General features: G+C 65.9%; 22 protein-coding genes and 1 rRNA gene. 20 read left to right on the forward strand and 3 right to left on the reverse strand.

What is annotated here, in order from left to right; translation table 11 throughout:
- Positions 1-25: 25 nt before the first annotated feature.
- The 12 genes from fliG (at position 26) to fliR (ending at position 9,801) form a co-directional block, all read left to right on the forward strand.
- The gene (gene fliG, locus HFGMBDPB_RS29145; RefSeq protein WP_012202571.1) at positions 26-1,021 is read left to right on the forward strand and encodes a flagellar motor switch protein FliG; all 996 of its coding nucleotides are present in this window, start codon (positions 26-28) and stop codon (positions 1,019-1,021) included.
- On the forward strand, positions 1,014-1,904 hold the full coding sequence (locus tag HFGMBDPB_RS29150) for a FliH/SctL family protein (protein WP_016449320.1): 891 nt from the start codon (positions 1,014-1,016) through the stop codon (positions 1,902-1,904). Before fliG ends, HFGMBDPB_RS29150 begins: the two co-directional genes overlap by 8 nt.
- The gene (gene fliI, locus HFGMBDPB_RS29155; RefSeq protein ID WP_034366515.1) at positions 1,894-3,312 is read left to right on the forward strand and encodes a flagellar protein export ATPase FliI; all 1,419 of its coding nucleotides are present in this window, start codon (positions 1,894-1,896) and stop codon (positions 3,310-3,312) included. The genes HFGMBDPB_RS29150 and fliI overlap by 11 nt, the downstream gene beginning before the upstream one ends.
- A 56-nt stretch (positions 3,313-3,368) precedes the next feature.
- On the forward strand, positions 3,369-3,833 hold the full coding sequence (gene fliJ / locus HFGMBDPB_RS29160) for a flagellar export protein FliJ (RefSeq protein ID WP_016449322.1): 465 nt from the start codon (positions 3,369-3,371) through the stop codon (positions 3,831-3,833).
- 3 nt (positions 3,834-3,836) lie between these two features.
- On the forward strand, positions 3,837-5,312 hold the full coding sequence (locus tag HFGMBDPB_RS29165) for a flagellar hook-length control protein FliK (RefSeq protein WP_212646775.1): 1,476 nt from the start codon (positions 3,837-3,839) through the stop codon (positions 5,310-5,312).
- A gap of 254 nt (positions 5,313-5,566) precedes the next feature.
- Positions 5,567-6,139: a flagellar basal body-associated FliL family protein gene (locus HFGMBDPB_RS29170; protein ID WP_016449324.1), complete on the forward strand. Its 573-nt coding sequence runs from the start codon at positions 5,567-5,569 to the stop codon at positions 6,137-6,139.
- A gap of 18 nt (positions 6,140-6,157) precedes the next feature.
- Positions 6,158-7,162: a flagellar motor switch protein FliM gene (fliM, locus tag HFGMBDPB_RS29175; protein ID WP_016449325.1), complete on the forward strand. Its 1,005-nt coding sequence runs from the start codon at positions 6,158-6,160 to the stop codon at positions 7,160-7,162.
- Positions 7,152-7,583, forward strand: a complete 432-nt coding sequence (gene fliN / locus HFGMBDPB_RS29180) for a flagellar motor switch protein FliN (RefSeq protein ID WP_016449326.1) — start codon at positions 7,152-7,154, stop codon at positions 7,581-7,583. Before fliM ends, fliN begins: the two co-directional genes overlap by 11 nt.
- A gap of 10 nt (positions 7,584-7,593) precedes the next feature.
- A complete protein-coding gene (locus HFGMBDPB_RS29185) occupies positions 7,594-7,929 on the forward strand; it encodes a FliO/MopB family protein (RefSeq protein WP_012202579.1) in 336 nt (111 codons plus the stop codon).
- The gene (gene fliP, locus HFGMBDPB_RS29190; protein WP_016449327.1) at positions 7,922-8,707 is read left to right on the forward strand and encodes a flagellar type III secretion system pore protein FliP; all 786 of its coding nucleotides are present in this window, start codon (positions 7,922-7,924) and stop codon (positions 8,705-8,707) included. Before HFGMBDPB_RS29185 ends, fliP begins: the two co-directional genes overlap by 8 nt.
- A 24-nt stretch (positions 8,708-8,731) precedes the next feature.
- Positions 8,732-9,001, forward strand: coding sequence for a flagellar biosynthesis protein FliQ (gene fliQ / locus HFGMBDPB_RS29195; protein ID WP_012202581.1), 270 nt, complete (start codon positions 8,732-8,734; stop codon positions 8,999-9,001).
- A 29-nt stretch (positions 9,002-9,030) separates the two neighbouring features.
- A complete protein-coding gene (gene fliR / locus HFGMBDPB_RS29200; protein WP_012202582.1) occupies positions 9,031-9,801 on the forward strand; it encodes a flagellar biosynthetic protein FliR in 771 nt (256 codons plus the stop codon).
- Positions 9,802-9,849: 48 nt separating this feature from the next.
- On the opposite strand, the gene HFGMBDPB_RS29205 is transcribed toward fliR, so the two are convergent.
- Positions 9,850-10,479: a response regulator gene (locus HFGMBDPB_RS29205; RefSeq protein ID WP_016449328.1), complete on the reverse strand. Its 630-nt coding sequence runs from the start codon at positions 10,477-10,479 to the stop codon at positions 9,850-9,852.
- Positions 10,480-10,518: 39 nt separating this feature from the next.
- Positions 10,519-11,667 (reverse strand): hybrid sensor histidine kinase/response regulator, encoded by a 1,149-nt coding sequence (locus HFGMBDPB_RS29210; RefSeq protein WP_016449329.1) that lies wholly within the window; start codon positions 11,665-11,667, stop codon positions 10,519-10,521.
- A 119-nt stretch (positions 11,668-11,786) separates the two neighbouring features.
- Between HFGMBDPB_RS29210 and HFGMBDPB_RS29215 the strand changes: the two genes are divergently transcribed.
- The 7 genes from HFGMBDPB_RS29215 to HFGMBDPB_RS29245 all read left to right on the forward strand — a co-directional run bounded on the left by HFGMBDPB_RS29215 (position 11,787) and on the right by HFGMBDPB_RS29245 (position 18,329).
- Positions 11,787-12,233, forward strand: a complete 447-nt coding sequence (locus HFGMBDPB_RS29215; protein ID WP_016449330.1) for a hypothetical protein — start codon at positions 11,787-11,789, stop codon at positions 12,231-12,233.
- 52 nt (positions 12,234-12,285) lie between these two features.
- Complete coding sequence (locus HFGMBDPB_RS29220; RefSeq protein WP_016449331.1) at positions 12,286-12,648, forward strand: response regulator; 363 nt, start codon at positions 12,286-12,288, stop codon at positions 12,646-12,648.
- A 39-nt stretch (positions 12,649-12,687) separates the two neighbouring features.
- Positions 12,688-14,892, forward strand: a complete 2,205-nt coding sequence (locus tag HFGMBDPB_RS29225) for a chemotaxis protein CheW (RefSeq protein ID WP_212646776.1) — start codon at positions 12,688-12,690, stop codon at positions 14,890-14,892.
- Positions 14,893-15,006: 114 nt separating this feature from the next.
- Positions 15,007-15,492: a chemotaxis protein CheW gene (locus tag HFGMBDPB_RS29230; RefSeq protein ID WP_016449333.1), complete on the forward strand. Its 486-nt coding sequence runs from the start codon at positions 15,007-15,009 to the stop codon at positions 15,490-15,492.
- A gap of 26 nt (positions 15,493-15,518) precedes the next feature.
- Positions 15,519-16,409: a CheR family methyltransferase gene (locus tag HFGMBDPB_RS29235; protein WP_016449334.1), complete on the forward strand. Its 891-nt coding sequence runs from the start codon at positions 15,519-15,521 to the stop codon at positions 16,407-16,409.
- A 33-nt stretch (positions 16,410-16,442) separates the two neighbouring features.
- Entirely contained in the window at positions 16,443-17,180 is a 738-nt protein-coding gene (gene cheD, locus HFGMBDPB_RS29240; RefSeq protein ID WP_016449335.1) for a chemoreceptor glutamine deamidase CheD, read from the forward strand.
- A gap of 15 nt (positions 17,181-17,195) precedes the next feature.
- Positions 17,196-18,329, forward strand: coding sequence for a protein-glutamate methylesterase/protein-glutamine glutaminase (locus tag HFGMBDPB_RS29245; protein ID WP_034366524.1), 1,134 nt, complete (start codon positions 17,196-17,198; stop codon positions 18,327-18,329).
- A 73-nt stretch (positions 18,330-18,402) separates the two neighbouring features.
- Here HFGMBDPB_RS29245 and HFGMBDPB_RS29250 read toward each other — a convergent pair whose 3' ends face one another.
- Positions 18,403-20,280 carry an ATP-binding cassette domain-containing protein gene (locus HFGMBDPB_RS29250; RefSeq protein ID WP_016449337.1) on the reverse strand — a complete coding sequence of 626 codons (1,878 nt, stop codon included), beginning with the start codon at positions 20,278-20,280 and terminating at the stop codon, positions 18,403-18,405.
- A gap of 570 nt (positions 20,281-20,850) precedes the next feature.
- Here HFGMBDPB_RS29250 and HFGMBDPB_RS29255 point away from each other — a divergent pair.
- Positions 20,851-20,972 (forward strand): 16S ribosomal RNA (locus HFGMBDPB_RS29255); the annotation flags it as partial.

Raw genomic sequence — 20,972 nt, forward strand, 5'->3', positions numbered from 1 at the left:
CCTGCCAAACACGGATTGCTGAGATATGGACGAACGAGGCCTGAACGACGCCGCCATCTTGCTGGTCTCCCTGGGCGAGGAGGAAGCGGCCGAGGTGTTCAAGCACCTCACACCCAAGGAAGTGCAAAAGCTCGGCGAGACCATTGCGCACATGCGCGGCGTCTCGCGCGAGAAGGTGGACTTCGTCATCAACCGCTTTGCCGATGACGCGGCCGCGCAAAGCCTGCTGGTGGACGACGCCAGCGGCTATGTGCGCTCGGTGCTCAAGCGCGCCCTGGGCGACGACAAGGCCGCGCTGCTGATCGACCGCATCCTGCAGGGCGGCGATGTCTCCGGCATCGAAAGCCTGAAGTGGATGGACCCGCTGTCGGTGGCCGAACTGCTGCGCGGCGAGCATCCGCAGATCGTGGCTGCCATCCTGGTGCACCTGGAGCACGAGCAGGCTGCTGCCGTGCTGATGCAGCTGCCCGAACGCTTTCGCAGCGAAGTCATGCTGCGCGTGGCCACGCTGGAAGGCATTCAGCCGACCGCGCTCAAGGACCTCAACGAAGTGCTGTTCCAGGTGTTGGCCGGTGGCGACAAGATCCGCAAGACCTCGCTGGGCGGCGTCAAGACGGCGGCCGAGATGATCAACAACCTCGGCGGCAATGCCGACGTGGCCGTGCTGGACACCATCCGCAACTACGACCCGGACCTGGCCCAGAAGATCATGGACAAGATGTTCGTGTTCGACGACCTGGTCAAACTGGACGATCGCTCGGTGCAGCTGGTGCTGCGCGAAGTGGTGTCCGAGACGCTGATCATCGCGCTCAAGGGCGGTTCGATGGAAGTGCGCGACAAGATCCTGGCCAACATGTCCATGCGTGCGGCCGAGTCGCTGCGCGAGGACCTGGAAGGCCGCGGCCCGATGCGCCTGTCCGAAGTGGAAGCGCAGCAAAAGGAAATCCTGAAGGTGGTGCGCCGTCTGGCCGAAGAAGGCCAGATCACCATCGGCAGCGGCGCGGAGGACAGCTATGTCTAGTGGGATGAATTCGCGCTTCATTCCCTCCGAGGAGATTGACGAGCGCCAGGTGGTGCAGTGGCGCTTTGGTGCCGTGGACCACATGGGCGGGCTGCAAAGCCTGCCCGGCCTGCCGAACATTCAGGGCGCCCCCGATGCACAGGCTGCACCCGGTGGCGCCGGCATGGCGCGCACACCCGCTTCCTCGTCCGGCTTCCACAGCCTGTCGCTGCCCGGGCGCTCCGATGCGCCCCGGCTGGACGCCGATTCCATGGTGCTGGATGTCGACGCCGACGCGCCAGGCACGGCGGCATCCACCCCCGCCGTGGACGAGGAGCGGCTGCATGAATTGCTGGAGCAGGCACGCGCCGAAGGCCATGCCGAGGGCCTGGAGCAAGGCCGTCAGGAAGCCCGGCAGCAGTGGCAGCAGCACATGGATGACTATGTCTCCGGCACGGGCCGAGAGACGGCGCAGCGCGTGGACGCGCTGCTGTCCGGCCTGGACGCCGGCTTCAAGCAGCTGCAGGCGGATGCGGCGCAGGAATTGCTGAACCTGGCCTGCGACATCGCGCGCCAGGTGGTCCGCCAGGAGCTGCGCAGCCAGCCCCAGGCCCTGCTGCCCGTGGTGCGCGAGGCGCTGGACATGCTGGCCTCCGACGGCCGCGCCGCCACCGTGCGCCTGAACCCTGCCGACTTCGCCGTGCTGGACGAGGCGCTGCGCGCCGAGCATGGCGCCCAGTCCAAGGTGCAGTGGATCAGCGACGCTGGCGTGGCCCAGGGCGATGTGCGCGTGGAATCGGGCGGTGCCCAGGTCGATGCCGGCATGGACAAGCGCTGGCGCCGCGCCGTGGCCGCGCTGGGCTTGGTCTCCACCTGGTATGACGGAGAACGCGATGCCGGTTGATGCCTCCCTGGCCGATGCCGGCAAGCCCTGGCAGCAGCTGCTGTCCAATGCCCGCGCCCGCCTGCACAGCGACATTCCGCTGGAAACCCACGGCACGCTCACGCGCCTGACCGGCCTGGTGCTGGAGGCCACGGGCCTGCAGGTGCCGGTGGGCTCGCAATGCTGGATACGCCAGGCAGGCCAGGACCCGGTGCTGGCCGAAGTCGTCGGCTTTGCCGGCGAGCGTGCGTTCCTGATGCCTGCGGGCGACATCCAGGGGCTGTCCAGCGGCGCCATCGTGACGCCGGCCGAACCCTTTGTCGCCCCGCTGCGCTTTGGCGACGGTCCTGAAGAGCCCGTGTCCATGGCGGCCGGCGTGTTGCGCCTGCCCATCGGCAGCGGCCTGCTGGGCCGTGTCGTGGATTCGCAGGGGCAGCCGCTGGACCATGGCGGGCCGCTGGCCGACGTCACGGCCGATCTGCTGGACCGCAACCCCATCAACGCCATGGACCGCGACCCGGTGCGCGAGACGCTGGACACCGGCGTGCGCTCGCTCAACGCCCTGCTCACCGTGGGCCGGGGCCAGCGGCTGGGCCTGTTCGCAGGCTCGGGCGTGGGCAAGTCCGTGCTGCTGGGCATGATGGCGCGCTACACCCAGGCGGACGTGATCGTCGTCGGCCTGATCGGTGAACGCGGCCGGGAGGTCAAGGAGTTCGTCGAGGACATCCTCGGCGCACAGGACCGCAGCCGCGCCGTGGTGGTGGCCGCGCCGGCCGATGCGCCGCCGCTGCTGCGCATGCAGGGTGCCGCCTACGCCACGGCCATTGCCGAGCATTTCCGCGACAAGGGCCAGCATGTGCTGCTGCTCATGGACTCGCTCACCCGCTATGCCATGGCCCAGCGCGAGATCGCGCTGGCCATTGGCGAGCCACCGGCCACCAAGGGCTATCCGCCGTCGTGCTTTGCCAAGCTGCCGGCCCTGGTCGAGCGCAGCGGCAACGGCCTCAACGGCGTGGGCTCGATCACGGCCTTCTACACCGTGCTGTCCGAAGGCGACGACCAGCAGGACCCGATTGCCGACGCGGCGCGCGCCATTCTGGACGGCCACGTCGTGCTGTCGCGGGCGCTGGCCGAGTCGGGCCACTACCCGGCCATCGACATCGAGCAATCGGCCTCGCGCGTGATGCACAACGTGGCCTCGCGCGAGCACTTCGAGCTGGCGCGGCGCTTTCGCGCTGTCTATTCGCGCTACCAGAAGGGCCGGGACCTGGTCCAGGTCGGAGCCTACATGGCGGGCTCGGACCCGCAGATGGACGAGGCGATACGGCTGCAGCCGGCCATGGCGGCCTTTCTGCAGCAAAGCATGTTCGAGTCGGCTTCCATGGACGAGAGCATCTCGGGCATGGCCGCCGCGCTCGGTGGTCAGTGATGCGGTGACGCGGCACTGAGATAACGCAACAGCGAACACAGGGAGGAAAACCCGGTATGTCGTCCTTGAATGCCTTGATGGTGGCCATCGATGCCGCGTCGCGCAAGCGTGACGAGGCGCGCCAGGCGGTGCAGGAGCGTCAGCGCTCGCAGCAGGCGGCGCAGGCGCAGATGGACCAGCTGCAGCACTACGTGCAGGAAATGCAGGCACGTTGGGGCGTGCAGCAGAACCAGTCCGTGCAGCCCGAAGTCATGTTCCACCAATACCAGTTCATGGACCGCCTGCAGCACGCCATCGGCCTGCAGACACGGGTGTTGGCCGACCTGGCCATCCGCCTGGAGGCCGCGCAAAAGGCCTTGATGGCCTGCGAGCTGCGGGTCAGCAGCCTGCGCAAGGTGGTCGAGGTGCGCCGCCGCGACCTGGCGCTGGGCCAGATGCGCCGCGAGCAAAAGGAAACCGACGAACGTGCGGCCATCCAGTTTTTCCGCCGCAGCTTCGGGCTGACATTCCAGGAGGCTTGACGCATGTCCACCAACCAGATCGAACAGCGCGCCGACGCGCGCAGCGCCATGCAGCGCACCATGGAGGGCGTGCGTTCCGCGCGCGCGGCGCAGCCGCCGTCCAATGAGCAGGCCGCAGGCTTTTCCTCGCTGCTGGCCGCCATGGATGGCATTGGCGGACTGCCGGACCTGGGCCAGGTCCTCGGCGATGAGGGGGCCGGCGCACTGGCCAGCCTCAAGGGTGCAATTCAGGGCAGCCTGAAGGATCCGGCTGACCTGTCCGGCCTGGCGCAGGGGCTGCTGCAGACGCAATTGCCGCTGCAGCCCCAGGCGGAGACGGCCGATATGGCCACTTCCGCGCAGGCCGATGCCATGCTGCTGGCCGCCAACGGCCAGGCGCCCTGGCTCAGCCTGGTCGGGCAGACCGCCCACCTCGATGGCAAGGGCGACCGCGACATGCTGCAGGGCGTGGCGGGCGACTGGTTGTCTGGCCGGGGCAGTGCCGCCATGCTGGCCTTGCGCCAGGAGCAGGGCGTGGTGGCGCATGCCGCCTTCATGGCGCCGCAACCTGCAGCGGGCGATGCCGCAGGCGCGGCGCTGGCCGCGAACGCCAACACGGCGGCGCTGGCTGGCGCAGTGGATGCCGCTGCAGCCGGCACGCCCGCCGATACCGCTGCGCGCCAGGGCGCCCAGGCACAGACACAGGCGGCCGATGTGCTGGCCGCCGTGCAGTCCGATACGGCGCTGACGGCCGCCGCAGCGCGCACGGCATCTGCAGCCCAGGCCACGCATGAGCACACACCCCAGGCGCTGGCGCCCGGCGTGCGGCAGGACGCGGCCCTGGCGTCGGGCATTGCGCTCAACGGCATGGCGGCGGTGCGGCCCGCGGAATGGCGCGGCCTGTTCGAGCGGGCCCGCGAAGGTGGCACCGGCTCCACAGAGTCTGCCGCCAACGGATTGCATGGGGTTGCAGCCGCCGTGGGCGCGGCCCACGCCGGCCAGTCCCTGGGACAGCAGGCCGCCGGACACAATGGCGCAGCCTTGGCCCAGCCCGATGCCCAGGCACAGCCGGGCAACTCCACCGAGCGCGAGCAGCAGGTGTCCGAGCAGGTGGCCTTCTGGGTGCACAACAAGAGCCAGAACGCCTCGCTGTCTGTCGAGCATGAGGGCAAGGCCATCCAGGTGCAGGTCAGCCTGCAGGGCAACGAGGCCCATGTGCGCTTTGGCGCCAGCGAATCCCAGGCGCGCGAATGGCTGGGCAACGGTGCCGACCAGCTGCGCGAGCTGCTGCAGGCCCAGGGCCTGCAACTGGCCGGCGTCAGCGTGGACGCGGGTGGCCAGTCCGGCAATGGCGAGGCGGGGGGCCGCCAGGGCGCGGATGCCCAGGCGCGCCAGGGCCGCGTGAGCGCCATGGTCGATGCCGCCGGCGTCACGGGCGGCAATGGTGCCGCACAGGCTGGTGGCCGCGCGGCGGCAGGCGGGGTGGATCTGTTCGTCTGATTCTTCCTGCGCTTCTTGCGGGGCGGCGCATGCGCCGTTTTCCGGGTTTTCAGAACAGGCCGGGTGGCGACAAGCTGCCCGGCCTGTGGCGTTTGGGGGCCATCAAGCCAGCGAGAAACCGGGGTTTCATGCGCTTATTCAGGCCATGGCCCGAGGTCCAATCGCCGAATAATTCCTGCCATGGGCCTGCTGCGTCATGGCGCCGCGCATGATGCGCGAGCGCGTGGCGGTCCCGCTCACCCAGAGGAATTCCAGTGTCTGCCACACCCAATGCCGCCAACAATGCAGCTCCCGCCCCGGCCAAGGGCAAGAAGCTGATCGTGCTGATCGTCATCATCGCCGTCCTGGCCATAGGCGCGGCCGCTGCCTTCATCCTGCTGTCCAAGCGGCACAGCAATGCCGATGAGGAGGAGGGCGGCTCCAGCAAGGCGGCCGTCACGGTTCCCACCTTCCTGCCGCTGGACAGCCTGGTGGTCAATCTGTCCGACCCGGGCGGCGACCGCTTCGTGCAGATCGGCATCACGCTGGAGCTGGCCGACGAGAAGACGGCCACTACGGTCAAGCAGTACCTGCCCAGCATCCGCAACGGCATCCTGATGCTGGTGTCCCAGCGCACGGCCGAGGAGTTGCTGGAGCGCGACGGCAAGGAACGCCTGGCTGCCGACGTGCTCAACGAAGTGTCCGCACCGCTGGGCTACGGCAACCAGGCCAAGGCCAAGAAGCGCAGCCGCGACGAGGATGCAGAGGACGAAGATGGCGAGCGCCGCCGCTCCCCTGGCAAGAACCCCGTGCGCCGCGTGCTGTTCTCCAGCTTCATCATTCAGTAACCGGGGAGGCAAGGCGCCATGAGCGATTCGTTTCTCTCCCAGGAAGAAGTCGATGCCCTTTTGGAGGGCGTGACCGGCGAGAGCCAGAAATCCACGACCGAGGAGGTCGAGGCGGGCATCATCCGCCAGTACGACATCTCCAGCCAGGAGCGCATCGTGCGCGGGCGCATGCCGACGATGGAGATCGTCAACGAGCGCTTTGCCCGCAACTTCCGCATCGGCCTGTTCAACTTCATCCGCCGCAGCCCCGAGGTGTCGGTGGGCACGGTGTCGGTGCAGCGCTACAGCGCCTTCCTGCGCGAGCTGGTGGTGCCCACCAACTTCAACATCGTCGCCATCCGCCCGCTGCGCGGCAGCGGCCTGGTGGTCTGCGATCCCTCGCTGGTGTTCGGCGTCATCGACACGCTGTACGGCGGCACGGGCCGGCTGCAGACGCGCATCGAAGGGCGGGATTTCTCGCACACCGAGCAGCGCGTGATCAACCGCCTGGTCAACGTGATCTGCGAGGAATACAAGAAGGCCTGGCACGGCATCTATCCGCTGGAGCTGGGCTACCAGCGCTCGGAGATGCAGCCGCAGTTCGCCAACATTGCCACCCCCAGCGAAATCGTCGTGTCCACGGCCTTCCAGCTGGAGATCGGCGACATCTCGGGCTCCATCCACATCTGCATGCCCTATGCGACGCTGGAGCCCATCCGTGATGTCCTGTACTCCTCCACGCAGGGCGACTCCATTGAAGTGGACCGCCGCTGGGTCAAGGTGCTCAAGCGCGAAATCCAGGCCGCCGAGGTGACCCTGGTGGCCGAATTGGCGCGCGCCGACGCCACGGTGGAGCAGCTGCTGGCCATGCGCCCCGGCGATTTCATCGAACTCGACCGCGAGCCGCTGATCCGCGCCTCCATCGGCGGCGTTCCGATTTTCGAGTGCCAGTACGGCACTCACAACGACAAGTATGCAATCCGTGTCGAGCACTGCCTGCGCGGTGCCGATGCTGGCTGGATGGGAGAAAACAATGGCAACTGAAGACACGCAAAAGCCCGCTGGCGACGATCCGTTCTCGGGATGGGCAGAGGCATTGGACGAGCAGCGCGAGCGCGACGCCAAGCTGGAGGCGGAACAGGGCGGCCCGCTGACGGGCGAGCCCGTGCGCCCCTACGCCGGTGGCGGCGACGTGCCGGTCAACGACATCAACATGGTGCTGGACATCCCGGTGCAGCTGTCGGTGGAACTGGGCCGCACCAAGGTGCCGATCAAGTACATCCTGCAGCTGGCCCAGGGCTCGGTGGTCGAACTCGACGCACTGGCCGGCGAGCCCATGGACGTGCTGGTCAACGGCTACCTGATCGCCCAGGGCGAGGTGGTGGTGGTCAACGACAAGTTCGGTATCCGCCTGACCGACGTGGTCACGCCGTCCGAGCGCCTGCGCCGGGTCAGCCGTGGCTGAGAGCGCCGGCATGGGCCCGCTGTGGCCGACCCTGCTCACGGTCGTGGCCCTGGTCACGGCCATGGCTGCTCTGCCCTGGCTGCTGCGCCGCTTTCAGCAGCGCACGGCTGCGCTGCGTGGCGCAGCCGGCCTGCAGTCGCGGGTGCTGGGCGCCGTGGGCGTGGGCCCGCAGCAGCGGGTGGTGACGGTAGAAGTGGGCGAGGGCGCGCAGACCGTGCGGCTGGTGCTGGGCGTCACGGCGCAAAGCATCCAGTGCCTGCATGTGCTGCAGGCCCCGGCCCCTGCTGATTTTTCGGCTGCGATGGCGCAAGCGCGCAGCCTGCCTGCGGACGGTGCGAATGTCTGAATATTCCTGCAAGCGCCCGGCGCGCACGCTGAGCCAGGCCGCCGGCGCCGCAGCGCTGGCGCTGTGCTGCGCCACGCCCCTGGCCTCCTGGGCGCAGGGCGCGCCCGCCAGCCTGCCGCTGGTCATCGGCCAGGGCAGCGGTGGCACCAGTTTTTCGGTGCCCATCCAGACCCTGCTGTTCTTCACGGCGCTGTCGTTCCTGCCGGCCATCCTTTTGATGATGACGGGCTTCACCCGCATCGTCATCGTGCTGTCGCTGATGCGCCAGGCGCTGGGCACGCAGTCGGCGCCGCCCAACCAGGTGATCATCGGCCTGTCGCTGTTCCTGACGCTGTTCGTCATGGGACCCACCCTGGACCGCGTGTACCAGGAGGCCTATGTGCCCTACACCACGAATGCCGCGACCTTCGAGCAGGCCATTGAAAAGGCCGAGGCGCCCATGCGCGACTTCATGCTCAAGCAGACGCGCCAGTCGGACTTTGCGCTGTTCGCGCGCCTGGCCAAGCTCGAAGCCGGCGTCACCGCAGAGACCGCGCCGCTGCGCGTGCTGGTGCCGGCCTTCGTGACCAGCGAGCTGAAGACGGCGTTCCAGATCGGCTTCATGATCTTCATCCCCTTCCTGGTCATCGACATGGTCGTGTCCTCGATCCTGATGTCGCTGGGCATGATGATGCTGTCGCCCGTGCTGGTGGCCCTGCCGTTCAAGCTCATGCTCTTCGTGCTGGCCGATGGCTGGAACCTGCTCATCGGATCGCTGGCGGCCAGCTTCGCCGTCTAGTCCCGTTTTATTGGAAATCCTTCCATGACCTCCCAATACGTGCTCACCTTCGGCCGCGAGGCACTGACCTTGCTGCTCATGATCTCCATGCCCGTGCTGGGCGTGGTGCTGGCCGTGGGCCTGGCCGTCAGTGTCTTCCAGGCGGTGACCCAGGTGCATGAGGCCACGCTGGCCTTCGTGCCCAAGCTCATCTCCGCCGTGCTGGTGTTTGCCATTGCCGGTCCGTGGATGCTGAGCACGCTGGTGGATTTCATCCGCCGCACCATAGAGACCATTCCGCAGGCGGTGGGCTGAGCCCTTCGCCGCGCGCAGGAAACGCCGCCGTGATCACCTTCAGCGAAGCCCAACTGGTGGCCTGGCTGTCGCCAGTTCTCTGGCCGTTTCTGCGCGTGCTGGCCATGTTTTCCGTGGCTCCCGTGTTCTCGCAGCGCGTCATTCCCATGCGGCTGAAGATCGGCCTGGCCTTCCTGGTCGCGGTGTGCGCGCAGCCCGTGCTGGGCGATCAGCCCGTGATCGGCATCAACTCGCCGCAGGCGCTGGGGACGCTGATACAGCAGGTCGGCGTGGGACTGGCCGTGGGCTTTGCCGTGCGCCTGGTGTTTGCCGCCGTGGAGGTGGCTGGCGAGGTGGTCGGCCTGCAGATGGGCCTGAACTTCGCCAGCTTCTTCGATCCCACGACCAATGCCCAGCTCAGCGCCGTGGCGCGCTTCATGGTCCAGATTTCCACGCTGCTGTTCATCGTCATCAACGGACACCTGCTGGTGCTGATGGCCGTGCTCAAGAGTTACGAGGCGTTTCCTGTGGACGGCAGCTTCCTGCAGGCCATCAACCAGATGCGGCTGCACGAGATGGGGGCGGCGGTCTTTGCCAGCGCCTTCTGGATCGCCCTGCCCATGGTCGCCATGCTGCTGTTCGTGAACCTGGTGCTGGGCATCATTTCGCGCGTGGCACCGCAGATGAACATCTATGCCGTGGGCTTCCCGGTCACGCTCACCGTGGGCCTGACGGGATTGATGGCCACGCTGCCGCTGCTCGAGCAGCCCCTGGTCGCCTTGCTGCAGCGCGGCATCGCGGTGTTTGGCACCTCAATGTAAGCAGTTGTGAAAAACAACAGATTTTCCGCTCTGGCGGCCGCAAAAGCCTCAGATCAGCTGGTTGTGGATGGCGTAGGCCGTGAGTTCGGCGTTGCTGCTCATCTGCAGTTTTTCCAGCACGCGCGCCCGGTAGACGCTGACGGTCTTGGGGCTGAGCATCAGCTCGGTGGCAATGTCGGTCAGCCGCTGCCCGGCCGCGATCTTGATCAGCGTCTGCAGCTCGCGCTCGGACAGGCTTTCATGCGGCACCTGGGGTGCGGGCTGGGCCAGGCTGTCGGCCAGCATCTGGGCCACTTCGGACGTCAGGTACTTGCGGCCCGTGGCCACCGTGCGCACGGCCTCGATCAGCAGCATCGGATCGCCCGCCTTGTTGGCATATCCCTGGGCGCCCGCCTTGAGGCAGCGCAGCGCGTACTGGTCCTCGGGGTACATGGAGACCATGAGCACCTTGATCAGCGGATGGGTCTCGCGCACGCTGGCCAGGGCCTCCAGGCCGCTGCGGCCGGGCATGTTGATGTCCAGCAGCAGCACGTCGCAGGCGGCGGTGCGCAGCTGCTCACGCAGCTCGGCATAGCTGCCTGCTTCTGCGGTGACGCTGATGTCCACTGCCTCGGCCAGGGTGTCGCGGATGCCCCGGCGCAGCACCGCATGGTCGTCGCACAGCACCACGTGGATCAAAGTCGGCCTCCTGGAAAAAGGGTCACGCCGCCATGGCGTTCAGCATTCATTGCCCGGGATATTAGGGCAAGCGCCGCCATCGTCCAGCGGAATGGAGACGATGACCGAGGTTCCGCGTCCGGCTTGACTGCTGACATCCAGCCAGCCCCGAACGGTGCGCGCGCGCTCGCCCAGACCGCGCAGGCCGAAGGATTCGGGCTTGTCGCGGGCGCCGTCGGCCAGGCCCACGCCGTCGTCCGTCACCTCCAGCGTGAGAAAACCTTCGCGGTCGGAGAGATCGATGTCCACATGGCGCGCCTGGGCATATTTGCCGACGTTGGTCAGCGCCTCCTGGGCCGTGCGGTAGGCCACGACCTGGATGTCGGGCGCGATGTCCATGCTTTCGCGGCTGCTGCGCACACGGGTGGGCACGCCCGTGCGGCGCTCGAAATTCTCGGCCAGCCACTGGACGGCGGCCACCAGTCCCTGGTCCAGCACGGGCGGGCGCAGGTTCATCATGATGCGCTGGCTGGCGCCCAGCGCGTGCTCCAGCATCTCCAGCGCAGCCAGCGCATGCTCGCGCAGCCCGCCCTCGGGCGCATTGCGCGCGATCCAGGCCACGTCGAACTTCACCGAGGTCAGCGAGCCGCCGATGTCATCGTGGATCTCGCGGGCGATGCTGGCGCGCTCGCGCTCGGTGGAGGTCTGCAGGTGCTCGGTCAGGTCGGCCAGGCGCCGCTCGGACGCCGCCAGTTCGGCCGCCGCGCGCCGGCGTGCCAGGCGGGCCTCGTGCACTTCCAGCGCATGCGAGACCACATGGGGCAGGCGCGTGATGTGGTCCTTGAGCAGATAGTCGCTGATGCCCTCGCGCATCACATCCACGGCGGCCGACTCGCCGATGGCGCCGGACAGCAGCACGAAGGGCGGATGCCCGGGCTGGCGGCGAACCAGCTCCCAGGCATCCAGCGCCGTGAAGCCGGGCAGGTGGTAGTCGGCCAGGATGAGGTCGAATGCCTGGTTGTGCAGCGCAGCTGCGGCATCATCGAGCGTGTCGACCACGACAATCTCGCAGACCAGCCCGCCGCGCAGCAGGCTCAGCCGCGCCAGCGCCTGGTCAGCGGCCGAATCCTCAATGTGCAGTATGCGCAAGGGCTTGTGCGGTGGTCTGGCATCCCCGGGGGCGCTATCATGAGATACATTTTGGAACATAAATGCAAATGGTCGTGTACACCAAGGGATGCGCGGCATTCCCGTGAACGATTGACAAGGGTTGGCCGTGCTGCAAGGCACGGCGCACGTTGGGCTGAAACGCTGGTGGTGGAGTAACAATGCAGTCAATGCACAAGCCTTCGGGCGAGCCTGCCGTCCCCATGCCCGTCATGGTGGCCGCAGACCTGCAGGATGCCTTGCTGGTGGCGATGCGCGATCTGCAGCGCCTGGAAGGCCTTCTCAATCACGCAACGCAGAACCTGCTGGACCGTTTCGACGAGACCCATGGCCAGCTGGCCGGCGAGGCGCTAGCCGCCTTGCCCCAGCTCGATGCCGCCCGGTCCACGTTGAGGCTGGCGGTGACCGAGTTGCAGTTTCACGACATGTCCTCCCAACTGATCGCCCATATTACGAAGATTTTGCAAGGCTGCGCGTTCCAGTTGGCCGCAGCCACCATGGGTGTGGACGAGGGAGAGGACGATTCCCTGGGCCTGCCGGCGATACCCGACCGGCCCAATCCCGTCACGCAAAGCGAGATGGATGCCGGCTCGGTCGAACTGTTCTGACCGCTGACCATGCACCCATCCACCTTTTATTGCCCGTCTGTTGGAGCTATACATGCGATCGATTCTGGCTGTTGATGATTCCCCCTCGATGCGAAAGATGGTGGCGTTCACCCTCGCAGGAGCGGGATTTCGCGTCGTGGAGGCCGTGGACGGCGTGGATGCGCTCGAAAAGGCCCAGCTCGAACAAGTCGATCTGGTGCTGGCCGACCAGAACATGCCGCGCCTCGATGGCATCGGCCTGACGCGCAAGCTGCGCGAAAACCCGAAGTTCCAGAACACGCCCATTCTCATTCTCACCACCGAATCCAGCGACCAGATGAAGCAGGCCGGACGCGCTGCGGGCGCCACGGGCTGGCTGGTCAAGCCCTTCGATCCGAACCGTTTGATCGAAGTCATTCAGAAAGTAATGCGTTGAGCCGATAAGTACGGGCAACAGGAAACAGCAGGACCAAAGATGGCGGATCTACACCAGGATGGGGCAGGAGCGGGCGCAGACTTCGACCTGAGCCAGTTCTATCAAATCTTCTTCGAAGAAGCGGCCGAGAACCTCGACCAGATGGAGCAGATGCTGCTGAATCTGGATCTGTCGGCGGCCAACGACGAGGAGCTCAACGGCATTTTCCGTTGCGCGCACTCGATCAAGGGCGGCGCGGCCACCTTCGGCTTTGCCGATGTGACCGAGCTGACGCACCGCATGGAGTCGCTGCTCGACCGGCTGCGCCGGCATGAGATCACACCGATTCCGGAAATGGTCGACGTGCTGCTGGAGTCGGCCGATGCCAGCCGCAGCCTGCTGGCACGCCACCAGGCCGGCAACGAGGGCGAGGCCCTGTCCACCACGGATCTGGTGGCGCGCATCGAGATGCTGGCAGAAGGCCGCAGTGCCGTGCCTGCAACAGCCGCCCCGGCCGCTGCACCGGCACCGGCGCCTGCTCCCGTGGCAGCGCCGGTCGAGGCGCCCGCGCCTGCCGCGCCCGTATCGGGCGGCGCCGTGGGAACGGCACCCGCCAGTGGCGGCCGTTCGCTGCACATCCTGATCGGTCCGCTGGAGCGTCTGGAGATGGCCGAGGCCATCAAGGAACTGTTCCGCGACATTCCCGGCCTGGGCCGCATCGAGGACCTGGCCTGCGATCAGCCGCAAAGCCGCCTCTTTGCCGTGCAGACCTCGTCCACCGACGACGACCTGCTCGATCTGTTCGCCTTCCACGTGGCCAAGGAGCAGGTTCGCATCACGGCAGCCGATGAGGCGGCCGGGGCCGCTCCTGCAACCGAAGCGGTGCAGGTGGCCGAAGCCCCCGTCGCCGAAGAGCATGCCGCGCACGATCCCGACGCCGCCCTGGCCTCGGCCGCCATTCCGCCCGCCGAAGAGGCCTACGGCTTCTTCAACGGTGCACCCGGCATGCCCCAGGCCGACGGCGCGCTGGCCATCCAGCCGGCCGGTGCCGCGGCCAAGCCTGCTGCCAAGACGGCTGCCCAGGCGCAGCAGGCGCAGATGGAGTCGACCAGCATCCGTGTGTCGGTGGCCAAGGTCGATCAGCTCATCAACCTGGTGGGCGAGCTGGTCATCACCCAGGCCATGCTGGCGCAAAACAGCCACGGGCTGGATGCATCGGCCTACCAGCAACTGCTGGCGGGCCTGGCCGATCTGGACCGCAATACGCGCGACCTGCAGGAATCGGTGATGTCCATCCGCATGATTCCCATGTCCACCGTGTTCAGCCGCTTCCCGCGCATGCTGCGCGACCTGGCCGGCAAGCTGGGCAAGAAGATCGACCTGATCACTCTGGGCGAAGCCACCGAACTGGACAAGGGCCTGGTCGAGAAGATCACCGACCCGCTGACCCATCTGGTGCGCAACAGCGTGGACCACGGCATCGAAATGCCCGAGGAGCGCCTGGCCGCTGGCAAGTCCGAGCATGGCACGCTGACGCTGGCAGCCTCCCATCAGGGCGGCTCCATCGTCATCGAGGTGCGCGACGACGGCCGCGGCATGAACCGCGAGAAGATTCTCAAGAAGGCCCGCGAGCGCGGCATGGATGTCTCGGACAGCATGCCCGATCAGGATGTCTGGCAGCTGATCTTCGCGCCGGGCTTCTCCACGGCCGATGTGGTGACCGACGTGTCCGGGCGCGGCGTGGGCATGGACGTGGTCAAGCGCAACATCGCGGCGCTGGGCGGCTCGGTGGAGATCGAGTCCAACCAGGGCAAGGGCATGCGCGTGGCCGTTCGCCTGCCGCTGACCCTGGCCATCATGGACGGCATGTCGGTGGGCGTCAGCGACGAGGTCTACATCCTGCCGCTGTCCTCGGTGGTCGAGTCCTTCCTGGTCAAGGAAGAGGACGTCAACACCGTGGCCAACGGCACGCAACTGGTCAAGGTGCGTGACGAGTACATGCCCGTGTTCGCGCTGGAAAAGACCTTCCGTGTGCCGCGCAGCGACACCAGCCAGTCCAGCAACATCATGGTGGTGGTCGAGTCCGACGGCAGCCGCGTGGCCCTGCTGGTCGACGAGCTGCTGGGCCAGCACCAGGTGGTGGTCAAGAACCTGGAATCGAACTATCGCAAGGTGCCCAACGTTTCGGGCGCCACCATCCTGGGCGATGGCACGGTGGCGCTGATTCTGGACACGGGTGCGCTGGTGCGCCGCGCGCGCCACTGAATGGGACAGGGATACCTGACGACAAACGACGGAGCCGCAGGCAGAGCCTGCGCGCCGCCAAAAACCATGGCTTTCGCCACCACGGCGCGGGCCCGACAGTTGAGGAGCTGAGCAATGAGCGTGATCGCTAAGACTGCAGGCGTCGCCACCGGCGCGCGCGAGTACCTGACCTTCCGCCTGGACCAGGAGGAATACGGCATCGACATTCTGAAGGTGCAGGAAATCCGCGGCTACGAGCCGCCCACGCGCATCGCCAATGCGCCGGAGTTCATCAAGGGCGTGGTGAATCTGCGCGGCACCATCGTGCCCATCGTGGACATGCGCCTGAAGTTCAACTGCTCCCAGGTCGAATACAACAGCTTCACCGTCGTCATCATCCTGAACCTGCGCAACCGCGTGGTGGGCATCGTGGTGGACTCGGTCAGCGACGTGATGGAGCTGGCTCCCGAAGCCGTGCGCCCCGCGCCGGACATCGAAAGCGCCATCGACAGCGGCTGCATCCTGGGCCTGGGTTCGGTGGGCGAGCGCATGCTCATCCTGCTGGACATCGAAAAGCTCATGAACAACGTGGACATGGGCCTGGTCGCTTCGGCCGACTGAGACCCGTTCTTGCACTGAGCGCCCTCATGCGATCCGGTTCTTCCAATGCGGCACTGGCCGCGCGCCCCGTCGCCGACGACGGGGCAGCCAACGGGCCCCTGGCCCAGGGGCGCGAATTCGAATGGTCGTCGCGGGACTTCGCCCGCGTGCAGGCGCTGATCTACCAGCGTGCCGGCATCAGCCTGCACGATGGCAAGCACGCCATGGTCTACAGCCGCCTGTCGCGGCGCCTGCGCGAGACGGGCTACGACAGCTTTGCCACCTACCTGGACTGGCTGGAGTCCCAGTCCGATGGCGTGGAGTGGCAGGAGTTCGTGAACGCGCTGACCACCAATCTCACCGCGTTCTTTCGAGAGCAGCACCATTTCGAGATCTTTGCCCAGCATCTGCGCAGCAAGCCGGCCGGCACGGCCTGGAAGGTCTGGTGCAACGCGGCCTCGACCGGGGAAGAGCCTTACTCCATCGTCATGACGGCCCTGGAAGTGCTGGGCGCCACGCCCAGCTTCCAGTTGCAGGCCAGCGACATCGACTCGCGTGTGCTGGACACGGCGTCGGCCGGTGTCTATCGCGCCGAAAGCATCAAGGGCATGAGCGCCGAGCGCCTGCACCGCTTCTTCCTGCGGGGCAAGGCCGGCAATGCGGGCCTGGTGCGCGTCAAGCCCGAGCTGCGCCGCCTGGTGGAGTTTCTCAACGTCAATCTGATCCGTGACGATTGGCCGTTCCGCGATCCCTTCGACGTGGTCTTCTGCCGCAACGTGATGATCTACTTCGATGCGGCCACGCAGCGCCGCGTGCTGGAGCGCATCCACCGCGTCATGAAGCCCGGGGGCCTGCTGTTCGTCGGACATGCCGAGAACTTCAGCGACTCGCGCGATCTGTTCACGCTCAAGGGGAAGACGGTCTATGAGCGCCGCTGACGCAGGTCCTGCCGCACACAAGGGGGTCTTCCCATGATCGGAGACCGCTCCGCCTTCGCACCGCCCCCGCCGCCTTCGGAGCGCCGCCGCACGCCGCGCATCAACAGCTATACCGCTGCGGACTACCCGGCGCCGGGCGACCCGGTGCCGCGCTCCTCGCTGGAGCAGCTCAAGCGCCAGCAGCGCTACCCCGGCGAGGCGTCGTTCTTCTACTACGACCCGCATTTCCAGCACAACGCCGTCAAGGTGCTGCCGGGCGAATACTTCGTCTCCAACGAGGACGTGATCCTGGTCACCGTGCTGGGCTCGTGCATCTCGGCCTGCATCTGGGACCGCACCATGCGCGTGGGCGGCATGAACCATTTCATGCTGCCCGACGGCGACTCCGCCGATGCGTCGGGCCGCTACGGCTCGTACGCCATGGAATTGCTGATCAACGAAATGCTCAAGCTCGGCGCACGGCGCGAGTCTTTGCAGGCCAAGATCTTCGGCGGCGGCCAGGTGATGCACAACTTCACCACCATGAACGTGGGCGAACGCAATACCGCCTTCGTCACGCAGTACCTGCAGACCGAACGCATCCCCATCGTCTCGGAGGATGTGCTGGACATCTACCCGCGCAAGGTGGTGTTCTTCCCCGCCAGCGGCAAGGCCATGGTCAAGCGCCTGGCACATGCCCATCCGGAGGAGCTGGTACAGCAGGAATTCACGCGCGGCAATGCAGCCGTCGTGGCACGCAATACGGCAGGCGGCTCGGTCGACCTGTTTTGAGGAAGGTTCAAAGGAATGGACAGGAAAATCAGGGTGATCGTGGTGGACGACTCTGCGCTGGTGCGCAGTCTGCTGTCCGAGATCATCAATCGCCAGCACGACATGGAATGCATCGGCTCGGCCAACGATCCGCTGATCGCACGCGAAATGATCCGCGAGATGAATCCCGACGTGATCACGCTCGATGTGGAAATGCCCCGCATGGATGGCATCGACTTCCTGGGCCGGCTCATGCGGCTGCGCCCCATGCCGGTGGTCATGATCTCCACGCTGACCGAACGCGGCGCCGAGGTCACCATGCGCGCGCTGGAGCTGGGCGCCATCGACTTCGTGGCCAAGCCGCGCGTGGGCGTGTCCAACGGCCTGCAGGAGCTGGCCGCGCAGATCGTGGACAAGATCCGCGTTGCTGCCGTGGCCCAGGTCCGGCGCCTGCCGGTCGCTCCGCGCAGTGCGGCTCCCGCCACCGGCAGCGCGGTGGCGCCGGTCTCCGCCTCGGCTGGCATGAGCGCGCCGCGCCAGGCTGCACCGGCGTCGCTGCTGGGGCGGCTGTCCACGGAAAAGCTGATTGCCATCGGTGCCTCCACCGGCGGCACGGAGGCCATCCGTGAAGTGCTCACCCATCTGCCGGCCGACTGCCCGGCCATCGTCATCACCCAGCACATGCCGCCGGGCTTCACCACCAGCTTCGCGGCCCGGCTCAACAGCCTGTGCCAGATGACCGTGAAGGAAGCACAGCAGGGCGAGCGGCTGCTGCCCGGCCACGCCTACATCGCACCGGGCGGCAAGCATTTCTCCGTGCAGCGCAGCGGTGCCAACTATGTCGCCGTGGTGGATGACAGCCCGCCCGTGAATCGCCACAAGCCTTCGGTCGAGGTGCTTTTCAAGTCGGTGGCGGCCTGTGCGGGCCGCAACGCCTACGGCATCATGCTCACCGGCATGGGGGCCGATGGCGCGGTCGCCATGCGTGAAATGCGCGATGCGGGCAGCTACAACTTCGTGCAGGACGAAGCCAGCTGCATCGTCTTCGGCATGCCGCGCGAGGCCATCGCCCATGGTGCGGCCGACGAGGTGCTGCCCCTCAACCAGATCGCCTCCGCCTTGCTGGGCAAGCTGCGCATAGGTTCGGACCAGGTTCACCACCGCATTTGAGTGCAACGGCCGGTCCTGGCGGCACCCATGAAAAAAGAGCGCCATGCGCTCTTTTTTTTCGTCCGAAGAAAGCTCACTCCGACAGTGCGCTCCAGCGCTCCAGCGCCTCCATCAGCTGCTCATCGATCTCGCCATCGCGCTGATGCAACTGAACGGCGCGGGAATTGTCGCTGGCATACAGCGAACCATCGGCCAAGGCTTCCCGAATGGACTTCTGCTCTGCCTCCAGCGCTGCAATGCTTTCGGGCAACTGATCGAGCTCACGCTGCTCCTTGTAGCTGAGCTTGCGCTTGGGCTTGCCGTCGCTGCGTGCCGCAACGGGCTTGGCCTCTTCCTTGGATGGCTTGGGCTGCGCGGCCTCGGCCAGATCGCGGCTGCGGCGGGACTGATCCAGCCAGTCCTGCACGCCGCCTTCATATTCGCGCCATTGGCCCGGGCCTTCCCAGGCGATGGTGCTGGTGACCACGTTGTCCAGGAAACTGCGGTCATGGCTGACCAGAAAAACGGTGCCGTCGTAGTTCTGCAGCAGGTCTTCCAGCATTTCCAGCGTCTCGATATCGAGATCGTTGGTCGGCTCGTCCAGCACCAGCACATTCGCGGGCCGGGCAAACAGCCGGGCCAGCAGCAGGCGGTTGCGCTCCCCGCCAGACAGCGAGCGAACGGGGGAATGGGCGCGCGCCGGAGAGAACAGGAAATCCGACAGATAGCTCTTCACGTGCTTCTTCTGGCTGCCGATCTCGATCCACTCGCTGCCGGGGCTGATGAAGTCCTCCAGCGTGGCATCCATGTCGATCTGGTGACGCATCTGGTCGAAGTACGCCACCTGCAGATTCGCCCCCAGCCGCACCTGGCCGCTGTCAGGTGCCAGTTCGCCCAGAATCATCTTGAGCAGCGTCGTCTTGCCTGCGCCGTTGGGTCCGATCAGGCCCACCTTGTCTCCGCGCAAAATGGTGGCGGTGAAGTGGGAGACGATGTTCTTGTCGCCAAAGGACTTGGCCACATCCGTCAGCTCGGCCACGATCTTGCCCTGGTAGCCGTCGCCTCGGCCCGACGCAATGTCCATCTTCACGCCACCCAGCACCTCGCGGCGGGCAGCGCGGTTGGCCCGCAACTGCTCAAGCCGGCCGATGCGGCTCTGGCTGCGCGTGCGGCGGGCTTCCACGCCCTTGCGGATCCAGACCTCTTCCTGGGCCAGCAGCTTGTCGGCCTTGGCATTGATCACGGCCTCCTGGGCCAGCTGATCCTCCTTGGTCTGCTGGTACTGGACGAAATTGCCGGGATACGAGCGCAGCGTTCCACGATCCAGCTCCACGATGCGCGTGGAAACCCGATCCAGGAAGGATCGATCGTGCGTAATGGTCACTACGCTGCCCTTGAAGTTCAGTAGCAACTCTTCCAGCCACTCGATGGCGTCAAGATCCAGGTGGTTGGTCGGCTCATCCAGCAGCAGTACATCGGGTCTCGCCACCAGGGCCTGGGCCAGTGCCACGCGCTTCTTCATCCCGCCGGACAGGGTGCCCACCACGGCTTCGGGATCGAGGTGCAGCCGCTGCAGAGTCTCCTCCACGCGCTGCTCCCAGTTCCAGGCGTCATAGGCCTCGATCTGGGACTGCAGCGCATCGAGATCCTCGCCCTCGGCGCCAGCCAGGTAGCGGTCGCGCACGGCAATCACCTCGGCTATGCCGGCGGATGCCGACTCGAAGATTGTCTGCTCGGGCACAAGCACCGGCTCCTGCGCCACATAAGTAATGCGGATACCGGACTGCGTCTGGACCTGGCCGTCATCGGCCTTGGCCAGTCCGCCAAGAATCTTCAACAAAGAGGACTTCCCTGCGCCGTTGCGACCGATCAGGCCCACACGTTCGCCGCTCTCCAGGGAAAACTGGGCGTGGTCGAGAAGCGCCACATGCCCGAACGCCAGTTGGGCGTCTAACAAAGTAATCAATGCCATCGTGCGCGCATTATCTATGCGGGCCCGATTCCTGGCACAGGCGGCAAGGCCTCACGCCCGTAGCCTGCCCGCTAGGGCAGGCTACGGGCCGATGGCGAAGGGCGTGGTCTCGGTTGCTTTGGCAACTTGAAGGGAAGTTCACGAATTTCACGCCATCGGTAAAAACCCATGCTATAGTTCGATCCCTCGTCGCCACACTGCCTTGCAGACAGCGATGAGTCAGAAAAGTCTTGTAGACAGCACGAAAAAACGTGCTACAATGCAAGGCTCTGCTGAAGAGAGCGATGCAGATCGCTGGTGTTGAGAAAATCGAAGAAATTTGATTGCAACGACGCTAAAAACTGTGCTAGAATTCAAGGCTTCGCTGATCGCAGCAAGTCAGAAGCAAGGAAGAAATTCTTCGCTTCGATCCTTAAAAATATACAGCCGATAAGCGTGGGCGTTTGAGGCGAACAGCCAAGTTCTTTGGAACTCGGCTCTTTGAAGCCAAAAAACGCTCATGAGAATAGAAGTGAAGTTCACTTCAATTCCGTTTTTATGAGTTAGTCGAAAGACTTTAAATTCAAGATCGAACTGTAGAGTTTGATCCTGGCTCAGATTGAACGCTGGCGGCATGCCTTACACATGCAAGTCGAACGGTAACAGGTCTTCGGACGCTGACGAGTGGCGAACGGGTGAGTAATACATCGGAA

The organism is Delftia sp. PE138 (assembly GCF_018320755.1).
Lineage (GTDB): Bacteria > Pseudomonadota > Gammaproteobacteria > Burkholderiales > Burkholderiaceae_C > Comamonas > Comamonas tsuruhatensis.

What these genes read in the sequence shown, in the direction of transcription:
- fliG (WP_012202571.1), top strand. Translation starts at nt 26, where the DNA reads ATGGACGAACGAGGCCTGAACGACGCCGCCATCTTGCTGGTCTCCCTG.
- HFGMBDPB_RS29150 (WP_016449320.1), top strand. Translation starts at nt 1,014, where the DNA reads ATGTCTAGTGGGATGAATTCGCGCTTCATTCCCTCCGAGGAGATTGAC.
- fliI (WP_034366515.1), top strand. Translation starts at nt 1,894, where the DNA reads ATGCCGGTTGATGCCTCCCTGGCCGATGCCGGCAAGCCCTGGCAGCAG.
- fliJ (WP_016449322.1), top strand. Translation starts at nt 3,369, where the DNA reads ATGTCGTCCTTGAATGCCTTGATGGTGGCCATCGATGCCGCGTCGCGC.
- HFGMBDPB_RS29165 (WP_212646775.1), top strand. Translation starts at nt 3,837, where the DNA reads ATGTCCACCAACCAGATCGAACAGCGCGCCGACGCGCGCAGCGCCATG.
- fliM (WP_016449325.1), top strand. Translation starts at nt 6,158, where the DNA reads ATGAGCGATTCGTTTCTCTCCCAGGAAGAAGTCGATGCCCTTTTGGAG.
- fliN (WP_016449326.1), top strand. Translation starts at nt 7,152, where the DNA reads ATGGCAACTGAAGACACGCAAAAGCCCGCTGGCGACGATCCGTTCTCG.
- HFGMBDPB_RS29185 (WP_012202579.1), top strand. Translation starts at nt 7,594, where the DNA reads ATGGGCCCGCTGTGGCCGACCCTGCTCACGGTCGTGGCCCTGGTCACG.
- fliP (WP_016449327.1), top strand. Translation starts at nt 7,922, where the DNA reads ATGTCTGAATATTCCTGCAAGCGCCCGGCGCGCACGCTGAGCCAGGCC.
- fliQ (WP_012202581.1), top strand. Translation starts at nt 8,732, where the DNA reads ATGACCTCCCAATACGTGCTCACCTTCGGCCGCGAGGCACTGACCTTG.
- HFGMBDPB_RS29210 (WP_016449329.1), bottom strand. Translation starts at nt 11,667, where the DNA reads ATGTTCCAAAATGTATCTCATGATAGCGCCCCCGGGGATGCCAGACCA.
- HFGMBDPB_RS29215 (WP_016449330.1), top strand. Translation starts at nt 11,787, where the DNA reads ATGCAGTCAATGCACAAGCCTTCGGGCGAGCCTGCCGTCCCCATGCCC.
- HFGMBDPB_RS29220 (WP_016449331.1), top strand. Translation starts at nt 12,286, where the DNA reads ATGCGATCGATTCTGGCTGTTGATGATTCCCCCTCGATGCGAAAGATG.
- HFGMBDPB_RS29225 (WP_212646776.1), top strand. Translation starts at nt 12,688, where the DNA reads ATGGCGGATCTACACCAGGATGGGGCAGGAGCGGGCGCAGACTTCGAC.
- HFGMBDPB_RS29230 (WP_016449333.1), top strand. Translation starts at nt 15,007, where the DNA reads ATGAGCGTGATCGCTAAGACTGCAGGCGTCGCCACCGGCGCGCGCGAG.
- HFGMBDPB_RS29235 (WP_016449334.1), top strand. Translation starts at nt 15,519, where the DNA reads ATGCGATCCGGTTCTTCCAATGCGGCACTGGCCGCGCGCCCCGTCGCC.
- cheD (WP_016449335.1), top strand. Translation starts at nt 16,443, where the DNA reads ATGATCGGAGACCGCTCCGCCTTCGCACCGCCCCCGCCGCCTTCGGAG.
- HFGMBDPB_RS29245 (WP_034366524.1), top strand. Translation starts at nt 17,196, where the DNA reads ATGGACAGGAAAATCAGGGTGATCGTGGTGGACGACTCTGCGCTGGTG.
- HFGMBDPB_RS29250 (WP_016449337.1), bottom strand. Translation starts at nt 20,280, where the DNA reads ATGGCATTGATTACTTTGTTAGACGCCCAACTGGCGTTCGGGCATGTG.